A 17,103-nucleotide genomic window follows, 5' to 3' on the forward strand; every position below is an offset into this window, starting at 1 on the left:
CTTGGCTAGTCTGGCAGATAAACTATCGGACATACTAAACTCGGCGGTTAATTTCGGTCCCGAGCTTTTATTAGTATCAGGTATACTGCTTTTGATTGTGGTGGATTTAATGGTAAAGTCCAGCCGATGGCTTTCCGTTGTGAGTATTTTATTAGCTACTCTGGTATTAGTTACTGATGCCATGCAGTGGAAATTACTTGAAAATCCGGTGGCGCTGTTCAGCGAATTTCTTATGCTGGATTCCCCGGCAGCTGCCTGGAAAGTAGTACTTGATATTGGCGTTTTATTGGTGATGATCATGGCAGGGAGAAGTGTGCCTTTAAAGAGTAGAGGAGAAAGCTACCCGCTTATTTTCACCTTACTACTAGGCGGGCATTTGCTGGTAATGGCATCTAATTTACTCATAGTTTATCTGAGTATAGAACTCATATCCATACCCTCTTATGTGCTGGCAGCTTTCCATTTCAACAAAAGGGGAGTAGAGTCTGCGGTAAAATATCTCCTTTTCGGGGCAGTAGCTTCTGCATTAATGCTGTACGGAATGTCATGGATATATACTTTCACCGGTAATCTGAACTTCATTCGTCCTGAATTCATTGATGCATTGCTCAATGCGGATATAATTCCTTTGACCATTGCGACAGTCCTGATGTTGTCAGGTTTGTTGTTTAAAATTGCGGCGGTACCTTTTCATATTTGGGCGCCGGATGCCTATACCTCTTCGCCTACTGCTGTAGTAGCGCTGTTCTCTACAGTTCCTAAGCTTGCCGGGTTTTCTATTTTGGCAAAATGGTTTTTGGTGATCAACTTATTTGGCCTGAGCTCCATAGATTGGGTAAGTATCCTGTCCGTCATAGCTATGATCACATTATTAATAGGCAATTTTTCTGCATTGCGCCAAAGTAGTGTAAAACGTATGCTTGCCTATTCTTCCATAGCGCACACCGGCTTTATGATGGTAGCTATTGTTTCCGTTTCTGAGCAAGCCTCCAGAAATCTCTTTTTTTATGCTACGGTATACACCTTGATGAATATTGCAGTATTTACCCTTGTGCAACTCCTGGAACATAAGGAAAATATTACGAAAGCGGAGGAGTACAAAGGGATGATAAGAAAGTATCCTTTTACGGGTGTTTTGATCGTAGTGTTAATGATCTCATTGGCAGGACTCCCACCTACAGGCGGATTTACAGCTAAGCTTTTGGTTTTTACGTCACTTTGGGAAGCTTATGACTATACACAAAACCCTGTTTTACTTTACCTGTTCCTGTTTGGTTTGTTAAATACGGTGATATCATTATTCTTTTATCTGAAGGTTCCTTTTTTTATGATTTTTAGAGAGAGGTCTGATCCTCAGAAGGATGGAGAACAAAAAAACGTTGTGTGGGAGAATTATTTTGTGATGATATTAGTTTTGGTCATATTGTTTTTATTCTTTAAACCGGATTCGTTGATGGATGTTATTAATAATATTAGCTTTGCATTTTAGGGTCTATATATGAGTGATGCAATTAAACATGAGTGCGGTATAGCACTCGTTAGACTAAGAAAACCCCTCTCGTACTATATTGATAAATACGGATCTCCAACTTACGCTGTTAATAAGATGTATATTCTTATGGAAAAACAGCGTAACCGTGGGCAGGATGGAGTAGGTATCGCGAATATCAAGATCGATCAACGCCCTGGATTGAGATACATAAGCAGGTATAGATCTGTAGATTTAGAGCCCATCAAAACTATCTTTGAAAAGATCGGCAGGAAATTCAGGAAAGCACAAAAAGAGGGAAAGAATCGCTACTTCGATGAACGCTGGATGCGGGAGAACTGTGCTTTTACAGGTGAAGTTTGGTTAGGTCATCTAAGGTATGGCACCCATGGGAAAAACAGCATTGAAAACTGTCACCCATTCTTACGGCAAAATAACTGGAGAAGTCGTAACCTGGTAATGGCCGGTAATTTTAATATGACCAACGTAGACGAACTGTTTGATATACTTGTCAGGTTGGGACAGCATCCTAAAGAAAAAGTTGATACAGTGACCGTGATGGAGAAGATTGGGCACTTTCTGGATGAAGAAAACAACGAGATATTCCGTAAATATAAAGACCAGTACACTAATCAGGAGATCACAGAGGTAATAGAAAGCGAAATAGATCTGCAACGTGTACTCAGCAGAGCGTGCAAGGACTTTGATGGTGGTTACTCTATGGTGGGAATGGTAGGGCATGGCGACGCTTTTGTAGCACGCGACCCTATCGGTATTCGGCCGGCCTATTATTATCATGATGACGAAGTTATTGTGGTGGCTTCCGAAAAACCAGCTATTAAAACCGCTTTCAACGTGGAGTATGATGAAATTGAGGAGGTAAAACCGGGACATGCGCTGATCATTAAGAAAAACGGGGAATTTAGCCAGCAGCAGTTTAGTGAGCCAAAAGAGAAAAAGTCATGTAGTTTTGAGCGTATTTATTTTTCCAGAGGTACTGACCCTAACATTTACCAGGAGCGAAAAAAATTAGGAGAGCTACTGATACCTCAAATACTGAAATCTATCAATTTTGATCTGAAAAACACTGTATTCTCTTATATCCCAAATACTGCAGAAACCTCTTTTTTAGGTATGCTACAGGGCCTGGAAGATTACTTGGGCGCGAAGCGTAAGGAAGTCCTCCTGGAAAATAAACCCCATATGGGGAGTTTGGAAGATTTTCTGTCTTTCCGTCCAAGAGTGGAAAAAATTGTGTTGAAAGATGCCAAACTAAGGACATTCATAGCGGATGATAACCAAAGGGATGAATTGGTAGCTCATGTATATGACACTACCTATGAAGTGATCCGAAAAGGTGTAGATACGCTTGTTGTGGTGGATGATAGTATTGTGCGTGGCACTACGCTTGAAAAGAGTATACTCACTATGCTCAGCCGTTTGGAACCTAAAAAAGTAGTGATCGTGTCTTCCGCGCCGCAGATCCGATTCCCGGATTGTTACGGTATTGATATGTCTAAAATGAATGAGTTCATCGCTTTTCGGGCCATGATAGAGCTTATTAAGGAACAAAACAAAGAACATATTTTGGATGAGGTCTATGAGCGATGTAAAGCCGCATTGGAAGAAAAAGACAACACAAATTATGTAAACCTTCTTTACAAGGAATTTTCTTATGAAGAAATATCGGCGAAGATAGCTGATATTGTTAAGCCTAAAGAGATGAAGGCTGAACTGGATATAATCTACCAAACTGTAGAAAACCTGCATAAAGCATGTCCTGACCATCTGGGAGACTGGTATTTTACAGGTGATTTTCCTACGAAGGGAGGAATACGGGTCACGAATCGCTCATTTGTGAATTACATGGAAGGTAAGCTGGTAAGGGCATATTGATCGCCTGATTTTATACGATCATTAAGGTAAATAAAAATCAAAAACGGATTCATTCATGCACTTAAAGTGTCCTTTAGGGCACTTTTGATGTCCTATTTTTGAGCAAGGCCGGCAGTTTAATTTATTATTTTCAAAAATTGTGAACTTAGTACGATAAGGGTACATACCGAATGCAGGTATGGTATTTCCCCAGATGGAAAATACCTGCTTTTTAAAGGCTGCGGCTATGTGCATAAGTCCTGTATCGTGCGTAAATACATAATCAGCGTTTTTGATGACTGAAGCGGATTGGTTTAAATTGTATTTACCGCAGGCATTGAATAGGAGTGCCTTTTTATTCAGCTTTTTTAGCCCTTCTTCCATCCGCTCTGATTTTTTCGTTCGGCCAAAAAAAGTAGTGATCTGCTCTCCTACAGCTTCGTCTTCCTTTCCTCCTAATAAGATGATAGGTTTATTGATCTTATCACACAATTCAATCATGCGCTTAACAGGCAAGCGTTTAGTGGCATGCTGAGCCCCCACAGCATATACTACGTAGCCGTTTTGATGAGTTTCAGGAAGCCATTCCTTTGGTACACTGTCTTTTTCCGGTATGAAATAGTCCAGCCCCAGCGCGTCGTTTTTTATTCCTAGTGGCGCTGCCGATTCAAGGTAACGATCTACTATGTGCTGATTTGGCAGTTTGTTGATCTTAAAATTGACCATTAACCACTTTTCTAAATTCAACTTATTAAATGTGTAACTTTTGACACCTAATCGAAGTTTGATAATACTTGTACGCAGGTTTTTATGAAGATCTATGATACAATCATACTGCTCCTTTTTTAAGGATTGAATAAGCTCGTTCACACTGTCTTTTAAAAGATGGACGTGATCTATATAAGGATTGTTTTCAACCAGGGAAGAATAGGCAGCTTTAGTACAGTAGTGTACTTCGGCGTCATGTAGTTGTGTTTTAATAGTGCGTATTACGGGAGTCGAAAGTACGATGTCCCCAATGGAAGAAAAACGAATGATCAGTATTTTTTTTGGAGACATTAATAGTTAAAAATAGCTTTTACCCTCCATTTGGAGTGGATTATGGAAGTGATGGTTCTTTTTACCCGATAAAATCATTATTTACGTAAATTTATAAAAACGAAACCATTTAAGACCAATCAATTAAAAATGAACTATTGGCTAATGAAAACGGAACCGGGCACCTATTCATGGGATGACCTGGTCAATGATAAGCGTACACACTGGGACGGTGTAAGAAACTACCAGGCGCGAAACAATATGAAAGAAATGAAGGTGGGAGACCTTGCACTATATTATCATAGCGTTAATGAAAAATGTGTAATGGGCATAGCCAAAATAGTAAAAGAATATTACCAGGACCCTACTACGGATGACGAACGATGGGTGGTGGTTGATATTGAACCCGTGGAAAAGTTAAAACGATCCATTACATTGGCAGAGATTAAGTCGGATGAACGCTTAAGTCAAATGGTGCTGGTGAATAATTCCAGGCTTTCTGTACAACCCGTAAGAAAGGAAGAGTTTGATCTTGTTGTAGGAATGGGACAGTCTTAAATATTGAATGAAGTATTTTATCTCTATAGTGTTGCCTTTCTGTTTTGCATTGAGCCTGGCTCAGGTGAGCCAAAGTGGCAGGTATGAGATGGAAAAGAAAAATACAGACAACTATTTTACAGTTTTGTCCGCGGGAAAAGAGGGGGCCATAATTTTTAGAGATATTGATGATTTCAGAAAGGGAGAAGGTAACATTTGGAAAATCGTGTCGCTGGATACGGATCTGAATGAGCGTTGGGACAAGGAAATAGGTATTGATGTGAAATACACTATTACTGCCTATGAATTAAAGAATGATCACCTCTACCTTATTTTCCGGAAGAGTGAATTTGCAAAAAGTGATTATTATGTAGTACAGGTCGGGATATTCGACGGAGAAGTGGAGCGTTATGATATATCAAACGAAGTAGAACTGGAACTACGCCATATTATACTGGTCAATGAAAAATTGATCTTTGGAGGCTATGTAAGATATAGTCCTACTTTGCTCTCTTACACACTAGGAGATGATAAACTCGAAGTAATTCCGGGGTTTTTCAAAGATAAAAGTGATATACTTGATTTAAGGGCGAATGACAATAGAACTTTCAATGCCGTAACACAGGAAAAAGACTATCAGGGCTATTTTCTGCGTTTACGTACGTATAGTGTGCTGGGTGATATTTTGTTTGAAAGAGAAGTCCGTATGCCTGAAGATAATCGTGTAATGAGTGCCAAATCTACGGGCCTGGAAGGAGGTAATATTGGAATAGTAGGCGCTTATGGACTTACTAACTCTAATTATGCTCAGGGCATATATTCTGTAATTGCCAAGCCTCAGGGCCAGGATAACGTGATAAATGAATATCCTTTTTCCGATTTTGAGCATTTTTTTGATTATATGAAACCCTCAAGAGCCGGTAAGATCAAAGAGAAGGTAAAGAAACGATCGGAATTGGGGAAAGACTTTAAATATTCTTCCAGAATTTTATTGAATGAGGTGAGTTGGAATGGAGCAGGTTATCTGATATCTGCGGAAGTGTACCGCCCTACTTTTGAACAGGTATCCCGCAACCCGTACACTGGTTTTTATGGTAACCCGTTCTATCCAAATACCAGTTTTTATAGCAATCGATCAAATACACGTTACATCAAAGAATCCAACCAGTTGGCGAATAACAGAGAAGCTAATAGTTTTGAATATTATGAAAGTGTAGTGATACAACTTGATGAGCAAGGTAGATTACAATGGGACAATAGTTTTGCCATTGAAGATACGGAAACCCTGTCATTAGAACGTGTGGTAGATATTGGCCAGGTAGGGGAGCAGATCAAAATGATGTATCTGCAAGAAGAAAAAATTAAATATAAAATAATAAACAAAGGCGATACAGTGATGTTAGGTGAGCAGGAAATAGCTTTACAAGACGAATATGATGAAATTAAACATACCTACACAGGTATGAATGGAACAATTCATTGGTATGACAACGTGTTTTTTATTTGGGGCTACCATCGGGTGGAAAATAAAGTGAACTACTCAGACGAGCCTCGAAGAAATGTCTTATATATAAACAAAGTTACTTTTGATTAAAAAAGCACTGGTTCTTTTACTACCTGTTTTGGTTCCCATATTTAGTATAGGTCAGGTTACTCAGCCCGAACGTTTTGAAATGGTTGTTGATAATAACCATGAGTGTCGGTTGATATCGGCTGGGGAAGATGGCTTATTTATATTGAAGGACCTGGAAAATGATGACCAGGGAAACTCCGTGGTAGAAATAACGTTGTTGGATACTTCCTTTGACATACAATGGATACGGCGTTATGCATTAAATAAAGACTTTGGGTACATAGACTATCATTATTACGATGGCAGGGTATATGTGTTATTCAACAATTTCGATGTAAAAAACCGGAACCTGGAACTGGTAAGCTGGGATTTGGCCGGTAATGTCTTCCATAGCCCCATTCGTAATTATATCCCCTTTTCTTATTTTGATTTTAAGGCCACAAAAAATGCGGTGATGGTATCGGGATATTTTAACTATCGTCCGGTGGTGATATTATATAACATGACGGATGGAGTACCCAGGGTACTTCCGGGACTGTTTAATGATAAATCCAAGTTGATAGAGATACAGATCAATACAAATGACACTTTTGATGTGTTACTCTCAGGGCGCACGATTGATAAGCGTAATACAATGTTTTTCAATACATTTGATATTAATGGCAGCCTGGTAAAAAGGATAATACTGGATTCTGACAAAACACATAACCTATTGTTTGGTCGTTCACAGGCTATGGAAGAAAATTCCCAGATCGTGGCAGGCGTATATGGACGCTTTAACACCGAATATTCCCGGGGTATTTTCGTGACTAACGTCAATCAATACGGCGAGCAGAAAGTGAAATACTATAACTACGCCGAGTTCAAAAACTTCTTTAGCTATATGAAGGCGCGGAGGGAACAGCGTGTGAAAGATCGCATAGAACGCAGGAAGATAAAGGATAAAAAAATTAAGTTTAACTACCGTCTCAGAGTACACGACCTTATTGATAATGGAGATGACTATATCTTATTGGGAGAAGCCTTTTATCCGAAGTACAGGAATGCTTCTCCTGTAACAGGGGCGAATTTTTTCAACCCTTCCTGGTCAGGAAACGGAGGAGGCGCTGCTTCCGGGATGATGTTTGAAGGATACCGGTATACGCATGCTGTGGTGATGGGTTTTAATAAAAATGGAGATCTACTTTGGGATAATAGTTTTGAGATAAATGATATTCTATCTTTTGAACTGGAACAGTTTGTACATGCTGCCACTAGCGGGGATAAAATAGCGCTATTGTATGTATTTGATAACCAGATCAGGTATAAGATTGTACAAAAAAATGATGTTTTAGAAGGCAAAGAACAACTTGACATAAAGCTAATGTATGAAGGAGACCGCTCTCCTGAAGGCAGTACGAATATCCTGGGATTAGAAAAATGGTTTGATAATACTTTTTATACCTATGGTACACAAAGGGTTGTTAATATTCAAGCAGACATCCAGAACGTCCATAGAGAAGTGTTTTTTATTAATAAGCTTGTTTATAAGTAAGCAGCGCCTGTGGTTATTGTAGTGCCCCGGTCGGTACTGTTATATGGTCTTGTTATTTTAATCGCTTCATTGTAAAGCAGACATCCAAACTTTTTTATATTTGCAATCGTCTCGATATGCAAAAGAAACTGATTTTCGGTCCTGATCTTCTTGAAATTACTGTCAGCAGGCTTTGCCATCAACTCATCGAGGTTCATGGAAATTTTGAAGATACCGTTATACTAGGGTTGCAGCCCCGGGGCATTTACCTTGCTGAAATGATCCACAAAAGGTTAGAAAAAGAAACCACTTCGGCTATAGACCTTGGATATCTTGATACCACTTTTCACCGTGATGACTTTCGAAGAAGAGATATTCCGGCTAAGGCCAACAGTACTAAGGTGGACTTTATTATAGAAGGCAAGCACGTGGTGCTCATTGATGATGTGCTGTATACGGGTAGGTCAGTTCGCGCAGCGATGGATGCTATGATGGCTTTTGGTAGAGCAAGCAGTGTGGAGTTGTTGGTATTGGTAGACCGAAAGTATACCCGGCATTTGCCAATAGCGCCGGACTATGTGGGGCAAGACGTAAATACTATCGAGTCACAGCGTGTACTGGTAGAACTGGAGGCACAGGGCTTTAAGAAGAATAAAATATGGTTAATAAATAAGGAAAGCTAACATGTCGCAACTCAGTCAGAAACACCTCCTTGGCATTAAAGATATCACCAGAAAGGACATTGAACTGATTTTTGAGACGGCAGCCAGTTTTAAAGAAGTTATTAACCGGCCTATTAAAAAAGTACCCTCCTTACGAGACATCACAATTGCCAATATTTTCTTCGAAAACTCTACCCGTACAAAATTATCTTTTGAACTTGCCGAAAAACGGCTTTCTGCTGATATCATCAATTTTTCATCATCCGGGAGTTCCGTCAAAAAAGGGGAAACGTTGCTGGATACAGTGAACAATATATTGGCTATGAAGGTGGATATGGTAGTAATGCGCCATAGCAGCCCGGGAGCTCCACATTTTCTGGCTAAGCACATTGACGCCACTATTGTTAATGCCGGAGATGGTACGCACGAACATCCCACACAGGCGTTGCTGGATACCTTTTCAATACATCAAAAATATGGATCGCTGGAAGGATTGAAAGTAGCTATTATAGGCGACATCCTGCATTCACGTGTAGCCATTAGCAATATTTTGGCGCTTAAATTATTAGGTGCCGAGGTAATGGTATGCGGGCCGAATACATTGCTGCCCAAATACATCGGGTCATTGGGGGTGAAGGTGGAATTGGATGTGAAATCAGCGCTTCAATGGTGCGATATCGCCAATGTATTACGAATACAGCTGGAACGTCAACAAATCAAATATTTTCCTTCATTGCGCGAGTATTCACTTTACTACGGCATTAATAAGAGACTTTTGGAAGAAGTGGATAAAGAGATCACTATTATGCATCCCGGACCGATCAACCGTGGAGTGGAACTGAACAGTGATGTGGCGGATTCCAATCACTCAATTATCCTGGAGCAAGTAGAAAATGGGGTAGCAGTGCGGATGGCCGTACTTTATCTATTGGCAGGGAGGCACTAGTGTCATGTTTGTGCCACTTTTAGTTTTCAATTATGATTTATTTACAATGAACACAACCATTAACCGATAATAGGGTCGGCAGTAAGTAATGGCGTGTTATAAAATTTTGCTTACTGTTTATTGCTAACTGCCAACTCATCGAATAGCACTGTTCCCTCCAGGCACCATGCATAATCTGCATTGGACACGTCGTTTAATCATTGAACAGCACTAGTGCTAATACTTTAATCAGCAAGATGCTGACATTTTTTTAGGGGCCTGTCGCTGTCATTTAACAAAGCATCTTACTAGCTTTACAGATTAAAATAAAACATGGATCATGTATTACAATTCTATAATTGAGGCCATTGGAAATACTCCTTTGGTAAAGCTTAACAACCTTTCAAAAGGCATAAAAGGGACCGTGCTGGTGAAGGTAGAATACTTCAATCCGGGTAATTCTATGAAAGATCGTATGGCGCTGAAAATGATAGAAGATGCAGAAGCAGCCGGCATATTGAAACCCGGTGGTACTATCATAGAAGGCACTTCAGGCAATACGGGTATGGGGCTGGCATTAGTGGCAATTGCTAAAGGTTATAAGTGTGTTTTTACATTGGCAGATAAACAATCACAGGAAAAAATAGATATTTTACGTGCTATGGGTGCAGAAGTAATTGTCTGTCCTACCAATGTATCTCCTGATGATCCACGTAGCTATTATTCTATAGCACAAAAGCTTAATAAGGAAACACCCAACTCTTTTTATCCTAATCAATACGACAACTTATCTAATGCTAAAGCACACTATGAGACCACTGGCCCTGAGATATGGGAACAAACAGAAGGTAAAATAACCCATTATGCTGCAGGAGTTGGTACGGGTGGTTCTATGTGCGGCACAGCCAAATACCTTAAAGAGCAAAACCCGGACGTCGTAACGGTGGGTATTGATACGTATGGTTCAGTGTTTAAGAAGTATAAAGAGACTGGTCAGTTTGATGAAAACGAAGTTTATCCTTACCTGACGGAGGGTATTGGTGAAGATATCCTGCCAAAGAATGTGGACTTTTCTCTTATAGATCATTTTGTCAAAGTAACGGATAAAGATGGGGCCATAACCACGAGAAAACTAGCCCGGCATGAAGGCCTTTTTATTGGCTGGTCCTGTGGGTCTGCTGTGCATGGTGCTCTGGAATATGCGCGTGAAAATCTGAAAGAAGATGATGTAATGGTGATTATTCTTCCGGATCACGGCACCCGGTATTTAGGTAAAATATATAATGACAACTGGATGAAAGACCATGGGTTCATCGAGTCCAGGGATTTTGCTACGGCCAATGATATCATTCTACATAAAAATGGGGCAGACAAGCTTTTTACTGTAGATCAGGATGCAAAAGTAGGAGAGGTAGTGAAAATGTTAAACAAGCAAGGTATTGATCAGGTACCCATTACGAATGGAAATCAATTCGTAGGAAGCGTAAGTACTTCCAAGCTATTGGAAAAACTTATAGAACAACCGGATATCACAGAAAAGAAAATACAGGAAATAATGGACCAACCTATTCCATTCGTAGGATTGGATAATACCCTGGATGTACTATCATCGATGATCAATAGAGATAATAAAGCAGTACTGGTAAGAGACGAGGCCCTTGAGGTGCATATTATTACACAGCATGATATTTTACTGGCTATGACAAACTAAATAAATTGTCAAATGTTATTTAGGTATTACGGTTAATAATTTAATAATCTATTTAAGTTTTGGATGGGACCCTGCTAGTATTTACCTGGCAGGGTTTTATATTTCATACCATTTTAAATCAAATGTATCAGACAAGCAATACTCTTCGATAGGGTAATGTTTCCTCTAATTCCGGAGGAGGGCCGAAATTCCTGTCCCTGAAGCCGTTTAGCTCATCCAATGTTTTTTGTGAGAGTAAGTGCTGTATTTCGTCGAGAGCTTCATTTCCTAGCAGGTAGGGTGATTCACGCATATCCAGCTTTTCGCCTTTACAATGTGCATAAAGCTGAAATTCCCGGAGTTGGTTAACCTTTGTCCCCTTTATGAGACATTCACTGGTCCAGACATCAGGGTTTCCAGGGTTAGTATTGACAAGGTTCATACGTCTTTCCATATCCATGTTGTGAACGAAAAAGTCTTCAATCTTTTTCAGCGATTCTTCTGACATCTCTTTTCTGATTCGCTCTACGCAATCTATACATATGGCGTATTCAAAGATTACATCCTGTGCACTAAATCCATCATAACGTTTTATCGCCTTTTCAATATAATATTCGGTATCGGCATCCAACAGATATTTATCACACTCTATACATCTGTCAAAGAGGGTACCTGTAGAAAAGGAATGAAATTTTTCCGGCATTTCGATGTATTGCTCGTATTGATCATTTTCCATAATGAGTAAAATTAACTAAACCTATAGGATTTGTTTGAAAATTTGGAAACCTTCTTAGTTACGTTAAGTCTTTGGAAAAAAACTCATTAACTATGAATAAACTTAACTCAATAACTACGCTACTATCTCTTTTATTCCTTTTAGGTACTTCGTCGTGCTATATAGATCTTGATGATGACGGTCATAATAACTGTATTGATGGTCGTGGGTCTGTCAAAACAGATAACTATAACTTTGGTGAATTCACCAAGGTTTCTAACTCAATTGACGCTGATATTAACATAACTACCGGGGTGAGTAACCACCGTTTGACTGTTCAAGGCAGACGTAATGTGTTGGATCATGTAAGTATATATACCAGGGGAGGAGAGTTGATCATCGAGTCATCAAGGTGTATCAATGACGGTGATATCACCGTAGACCTTTCTCTTTTTGAACTCAGGGGCCTATTTAATTCAGGTAGTGCTGACATTAAGGGTACTAACACATGGGAAACAAACGAGTTGATCATAAACCTGAGCGGTTCCGGAAGTATTGATGCTATACTGGATGTGCAGCGATTAGACCATTCCATATCCGGTAGCGGTGATGTAACACTGTCCGGAGAGGCGGATAACGTTGACATTTCTATAGCAGGGTCCGGTGATTACAGGGCCTTTGGACTGATTGTCAATGACTATGAGGTGACGATAGCAGGTTCGGGAGATACTGATATATTCGTTTCGGACGACTTGAGGGGCTCCATTAGCGGCAGCGGAAGGATAAAGTATAAAGGGACACCTTCACTGATAGATGTTAAGGTAGTGGGTTCAGGGAAAGTCGAGAATGTGAACTGATAACACCTTCATTCACAGTTGATTTAGAAGTGTTGACCTCAACGCATAATTTTTAGTTAAATTAGTGACATGAGGTTGATAGTCTTGATTGTTTTGGTTGGAATAATTTCGTCAAACCTTTTTGCCCAGGAAAAGCTGGAGTTTGGCGATACACCAACTACTACCTCTAAACCCAAGTACAAACCGAGAGACAAAGATCATCGTCAACGTGATATCATTCATTGGGTAAAACCTACCGCAAAAGGTCTTTATATGGGCAATAAGTGTGTAGATGAATTGACCTATTCTATGGGCTTTGTATACCTTATACAGGTTAAGGGGCAGACTGGCTATAAATCAGAAACCAACCGGCTACTTCATAACCTGGGAGCAAAAATTCGCATCTTATTCCGAAATGGCCCTTTTTGGAAATTTAAGCTCAAGAAAAAGACAAAAGAATGCCGCAGAGAAACAGGAGATTATATAGGGTAGTGGGGTAGCATCACGGGGAAAGCAGGTCCTGGTGTACAGGCAACTACACTTAAGGGATCATATCAACATTCAGGAGACCCCGGTATAATTAAATGGAGTGATTTTTTTTAACTCTGCCTTTAAGGTATCGCTAACGTTAAGTGAATCAATAAACCTTTGTATACTATCCTTTGTGATTTGCTCGTTTTTGCGGGTAAGATCTTTTAACGCTTCATAAGGTTTAGGATACCCTTCACGGCGTAAAATGGTCTGGAGTGCTTCAGCTACAACGGCCCAGTTTTCATTTAAATCGTTTTCTATAGCTATCGGGTTGAGCTCCAATTTATGGAGTCCTTTTTTAAGAGATCGTAATGAGATCAACATATGAGCCAGTGGCACACCTACATTTCTTAATACGGTGGAGTCTGTCAGGTCTCTTTGGAGTCTTGATATCGGTAGCTTTGCAGCTAAATGTTCAAAAACAGCATTGGCAATCCCCAGGTTGCCTTCGGCATTTTCAAAATCGATAGGGTTGACCTTATGTGGCATCGCAGATGAACCGACTTCTCCGGCTTTGATCTTTTGTTTAAAATAGTTCATCGAAACGTACTGCCATACATCACGACTAAAATCTATTAAGATAGTATTGATTCGTTTTAGATTGTCAAACAATGCAGCAAGGTGGTCGTAATGTTCGATTTGTGTTGTAGGATGGCTTCTGGTAAGCCCCAGGGATTTTTCTATAAATGAATTGCCAAATTCAATCCAGTTTACATCCGGATAAGCCACATGATGTGCATTGAAATTACCGGTGGCTCCTCCGAATTTTGCAGCATGAGGAATGTACCTTAGCAATGCAACCTGATTCGCCACTCGTTTATGAAAGACCTTTATTTCCTTACCAAGAGTAGTAGGTGAGGCCGGCTGGCCATGTGTTTTGGCAAGCATAGGGACAATACTCCACTGTTCAGCAAAACCATTGATCATAGAACTAACCTCTTCCAGTAAAGGAAAGACTTCACCGGTTAGAGCTTCTTTAAGCGAAAGAGGTATGGCCGTGTTGTTAATGTCTTGTGATGTAAGCCCAAAATGGATAAACTCCATCGTTTCCTCAAGGCCCAGTACCTCAAACTTTTCCTTTAGAAAGTACTCGACCGCTTTGACATCATGGTTCGTGGTTTTCTCAATTTCTTTTATTCGCTCAGCGTCCTTTTCCTCAAAATTCTCATAAATATTCCTCAATGCGGTAAAATGTTCGTGCGAAAAGCTCTTGAGCTGAGGTAGAGGTACCTCACATAAAGCAATGAAATACTCGATTTCTACTCTGACTCTATATTTTATCAGCCCAAATTCTGACAAATAGCCGGAAAGAGCTTCCGTCTGTTTTCGGTATCGTCCATCTATTGGAGAGGTGGCAGTGAGCGCATTGAGGATCATGAAATAGGCTTTGATTTCAAAGCGCACAAAAGTAGCAAATAATTCCGTTCATGTAAATCTTAATATATAGATGCACAATGGTTTTTCCATTATTTAGTTTTGTAATCATAATGAGGAAAGGTTGGTTTACAGTGGTTTTGCTAAGTCTGACGTGTTTTTCCGTCAGTGTGCAAGCACAACAATATGCTGAAAAATATCGACTGGTTGCCAATAAAGTTTTTAAACCTCTGCAGCTCGATGGTAAATTACTGGAAGATGTTTGGCAAAGTGCTCAGGCAGCACAAGATTTTGTGCAGAACTTCCCACAAGATTCAATAGCAGCCCGGGCACAGACACGCATCATGATCAGTTTTGATGAACAGAACCTGTACATAGGTGGTGTCTGTTACGAAGCTACGGATGAAGAAGATATTGTCGCTTCACTAAGACGTGATTTTATCTGGCGACTCAATGAAAACATCAGTATTTACATTGATCCTTATAATGATTATACCAATGGGTTCACATTTGGGCTTACTCCTTTTGGTGTGCAGCGGGAAGGACTGGTCATTGAGGGAGGAGAAGTACGTCCCGATTGGGATAACAAATGGTTTTCAGCGGTAGAAAGATATAAAGACCGCTGGGAATTCGAAATGGCTATTCCGTTCAAAACATTGCGATACGATGATCAAAATGACCAGTGGAATATCGTTTTCCTTAGAAATAATCTTAAACTGAATGAACGGTCCGGCTGGACTGTCGTACCACAGGGGTTCGGGCCCTCTGACTTTGTTTTTGCCGGCAGGCTGACCTTTGATGCACCTTTGCCAAAAGCAGGGACAAATGTTGTTTTGATTCCTTTTATAACCTCCGGTGTAAGTAAAGATTTCGAAGAAGATACCTCTACAAAAAGCACTTTTGATGCCGGGTTTGATGCCAAAGTAGGGGTTACTTCTTCTCTCAACCTTGACCTGACGGTCAACCCTGATTTTTCACAGGTGGAAGTGGATAGGCAAGTGACTAACCTACAGCGCTTTGAAATATTTTTCCCGGAACGAAGACAATTTTTCCTGGAAAACCAAGACCTGTTTGGACAGGGAGGGTTACGCAATACACGCCCCTTTTTCAGCAGAAGGGTTGGAATAGCAAAGGATACCGCCGATAATGCCCTTCAAGTGCCTATTCTCTACGGCGCCAGACTCAGTGGTAAAATAGGTCAGAAATGGCGTGTTGGGCTTTTGAATATGCAAACGCGGAAAGAAAACGGCGCGTTACTGACGGGTGTGGACGAAATAGCTAATTCCTATCGGCTTTTAGCACAAAACTATACGGTGGGGGTATTGCAACGCCAGGTTTTCGATCGTTCTAACGTAGGTGTGATTGCCGTTAATCGGCAGGCATTGAATTATGATGACGGTGATTCAACCATTTCTACCACTAAATATAATCGTGTGTTGGGGGTAGATTATAACCTGATCAGTCCGGATGGGCGATGGACCGGAGATTTTTATTTTCATAACTCTTTTGACGAAGAGAAAAAAGATGATACATTTTCAGGAGGAGGCCTTTTGAGTTATCAAAGTACACGTTTTGAGAGCACAATATTAGCCTATGCAGTTGGGGAAGATTATAATGCCGAAGCAGGTTTCGTGCAGCGGAAAAATGTTTTTCGTGTCACTAATTTTAATGGGTACAGCTTTTATCCTGTCGGTAGTAATATTAATAATCACGGGCCATACGTGGAGTTTACGCTATTCACGGATCTTGATTTTGAAAAAACGGATAGTGAATATGAACTTGGCTATCAGTTTCAGTTTAATAACACGGCAAATTTGGAACTCTCATACAATGAGATATTTCGTAAGTTATTGGATGATTTTGAACCCTTGGATGACTATGTGCTGGTAAACAGAACTTCCTATAGCTGGAGATCATTAGAACTGGAATTCAACACAGACCGCAGGAAGCTGTTTTGGGCTTCCGGTGAAATGCGGTTCGGAGGTTTTTTCAATGGAAACAGGGTGAATGTATCAGGAGGTATGAACTACCGTTATCAGCCTTACCTGAATGTAGCGCTGGATGCAGAGTTTAACAGCCTCGATCTGCCAGGTGAATTCGGACAGGCAGACTTCTGGCTTATCAGCCCAAGAGTTGATTTAACTTTCACGGATAAACTATTCCTTACTACATTTGTACAATATAACGAACAGGCCGACAATGTTAATATGAATGCACGGTTTCAATGGCGCTATCGCCCTGTTTCAGATTTATTTATTGTATACACAGATAATTATTTTCCGGAGAGCTTTAGTGCGAAAAGCAGAGCGATCGTATTTAAACTTACCTCCTGGTTAAACTTATGA

The 17,103-nt window shown here is 40.2% G+C and carries 14 protein-coding genes; 11 read left to right on the forward strand and 3 right to left on the reverse strand.

Translation table 11 applies throughout. The features are described from left to right. Position 1 precedes the first annotated feature (1 nt). Entirely contained in the window at positions 2-1,489 is a 1,488-nt protein-coding gene (locus FNH22_RS17080; protein WP_143399643.1) for an NADH-quinone oxidoreductase subunit N, read from the forward strand. Positions 1,490-1,498: 9 nt separating this feature from the next. Beyond that, a complete protein-coding gene (locus tag FNH22_RS17085) occupies positions 1,499-3,385 on the forward strand; it encodes an amidophosphoribosyltransferase (protein ID WP_143399644.1) in 1,887 nt (628 codons plus the stop codon). A gap of 21 nt (positions 3,386-3,406) precedes the next feature. Here the strand turns inward: FNH22_RS17085 and FNH22_RS17090 are convergent, their stop codons facing one another. After that, positions 3,407-4,423 carry a glycosyltransferase family 9 protein gene (locus FNH22_RS17090; protein WP_143399645.1) on the reverse strand — a complete coding sequence of 339 codons (1,017 nt, stop codon included), beginning with the start codon at positions 4,421-4,423 and terminating at the stop codon, positions 3,407-3,409. 129 nt (positions 4,424-4,552) lie between these two features. Here FNH22_RS17090 and FNH22_RS17095 point away from each other — a divergent pair, with 129 nt between their 5' ends. The 6 genes from FNH22_RS17095 to FNH22_RS17120 all read left to right on the forward strand — a co-directional run bounded on the left by FNH22_RS17095 (position 4,553) and on the right by FNH22_RS17120 (position 11,323). Further along, on the forward strand, positions 4,553-4,960 hold the full coding sequence (locus FNH22_RS17095) for an EVE domain-containing protein (RefSeq protein ID WP_143399646.1): 408 nt from the start codon (positions 4,553-4,555) through the stop codon (positions 4,958-4,960). A gap of 7 nt (positions 4,961-4,967) precedes the next feature. Continuing rightward, positions 4,968-6,533, forward strand: a complete 1,566-nt coding sequence (locus FNH22_RS17100) for a hypothetical protein (RefSeq protein ID WP_143399647.1) — start codon at positions 4,968-4,970, stop codon at positions 6,531-6,533. Next, positions 6,526-8,046: a hypothetical protein gene (locus FNH22_RS17105; protein WP_143399648.1), complete on the forward strand. Its 1,521-nt coding sequence runs from the start codon at positions 6,526-6,528 to the stop codon at positions 8,044-8,046. Before FNH22_RS17100 ends, FNH22_RS17105 begins: the two co-directional genes overlap by 8 nt. Before the next feature lie 116 nt (positions 8,047-8,162). Beyond that, positions 8,163-8,708, forward strand: a complete 546-nt coding sequence (gene pyrR, locus FNH22_RS17110) for a bifunctional pyr operon transcriptional regulator/uracil phosphoribosyltransferase PyrR (RefSeq protein ID WP_143399649.1) — start codon at positions 8,163-8,165, stop codon at positions 8,706-8,708. 1 nt (position 8,709) lies between these two features. Beyond that, entirely contained in the window at positions 8,710-9,633 is a 924-nt protein-coding gene (locus tag FNH22_RS17115) for an aspartate carbamoyltransferase catalytic subunit (protein ID WP_143399650.1), read from the forward strand. A gap of 319 nt (positions 9,634-9,952) precedes the next feature. Continuing rightward, the gene (locus FNH22_RS17120) at positions 9,953-11,323 is read left to right on the forward strand and encodes a pyridoxal-phosphate dependent enzyme (RefSeq protein ID WP_143399651.1); all 1,371 of its coding nucleotides are present in this window, start codon (positions 9,953-9,955) and stop codon (positions 11,321-11,323) included. A gap of 127 nt (positions 11,324-11,450) precedes the next feature. Here the strand turns inward: FNH22_RS17120 and FNH22_RS17125 are convergent, their stop codons facing one another. Continuing rightward, positions 11,451-12,038 (reverse strand): hypothetical protein, encoded by a 588-nt coding sequence (locus FNH22_RS17125; RefSeq protein ID WP_143399652.1) that lies wholly within the window; start codon positions 12,036-12,038, stop codon positions 11,451-11,453. A 92-nt stretch (positions 12,039-12,130) separates the two neighbouring features. Here FNH22_RS17125 and FNH22_RS17130 point away from each other — a divergent pair, with 92 nt between their 5' ends. Together FNH22_RS17130 and FNH22_RS17135 are read left to right on the forward strand one after the other, a co-directional pair. Next, positions 12,131-12,874, forward strand: coding sequence for a head GIN domain-containing protein (locus tag FNH22_RS17130; protein WP_143399653.1), 744 nt, complete (start codon positions 12,131-12,133; stop codon positions 12,872-12,874). Positions 12,875-12,943: 69 nt separating this feature from the next. Beyond that, entirely contained in the window at positions 12,944-13,345 is a 402-nt protein-coding gene (locus tag FNH22_RS17135; RefSeq protein ID WP_143399654.1) for a hypothetical protein, read from the forward strand. 69 nt (positions 13,346-13,414) lie between these two features. Here the strand turns inward: FNH22_RS17135 and purB are convergent, their stop codons facing one another. Next, positions 13,415-14,761 carry an adenylosuccinate lyase gene (gene purB / locus FNH22_RS17140; RefSeq protein WP_143399655.1) on the reverse strand — a complete coding sequence of 449 codons (1,347 nt, stop codon included), beginning with the start codon at positions 14,759-14,761 and terminating at the stop codon, positions 13,415-13,417. A 110-nt stretch (positions 14,762-14,871) separates the two neighbouring features. On the opposite strand from purB, the gene FNH22_RS17145 reads away from it, so the two are divergent. Then, a complete protein-coding gene (locus tag FNH22_RS17145) occupies positions 14,872-17,103 on the forward strand; it encodes a DUF5916 domain-containing protein (protein WP_185154266.1) in 2,232 nt (743 codons plus the stop codon).

It is taken from the genome of Fulvivirga sp. M361, from assembly GCF_007097395.1.
Lineage (GTDB): Bacteria > Bacteroidota > Bacteroidia > Cytophagales > Cyclobacteriaceae > Fulvivirga.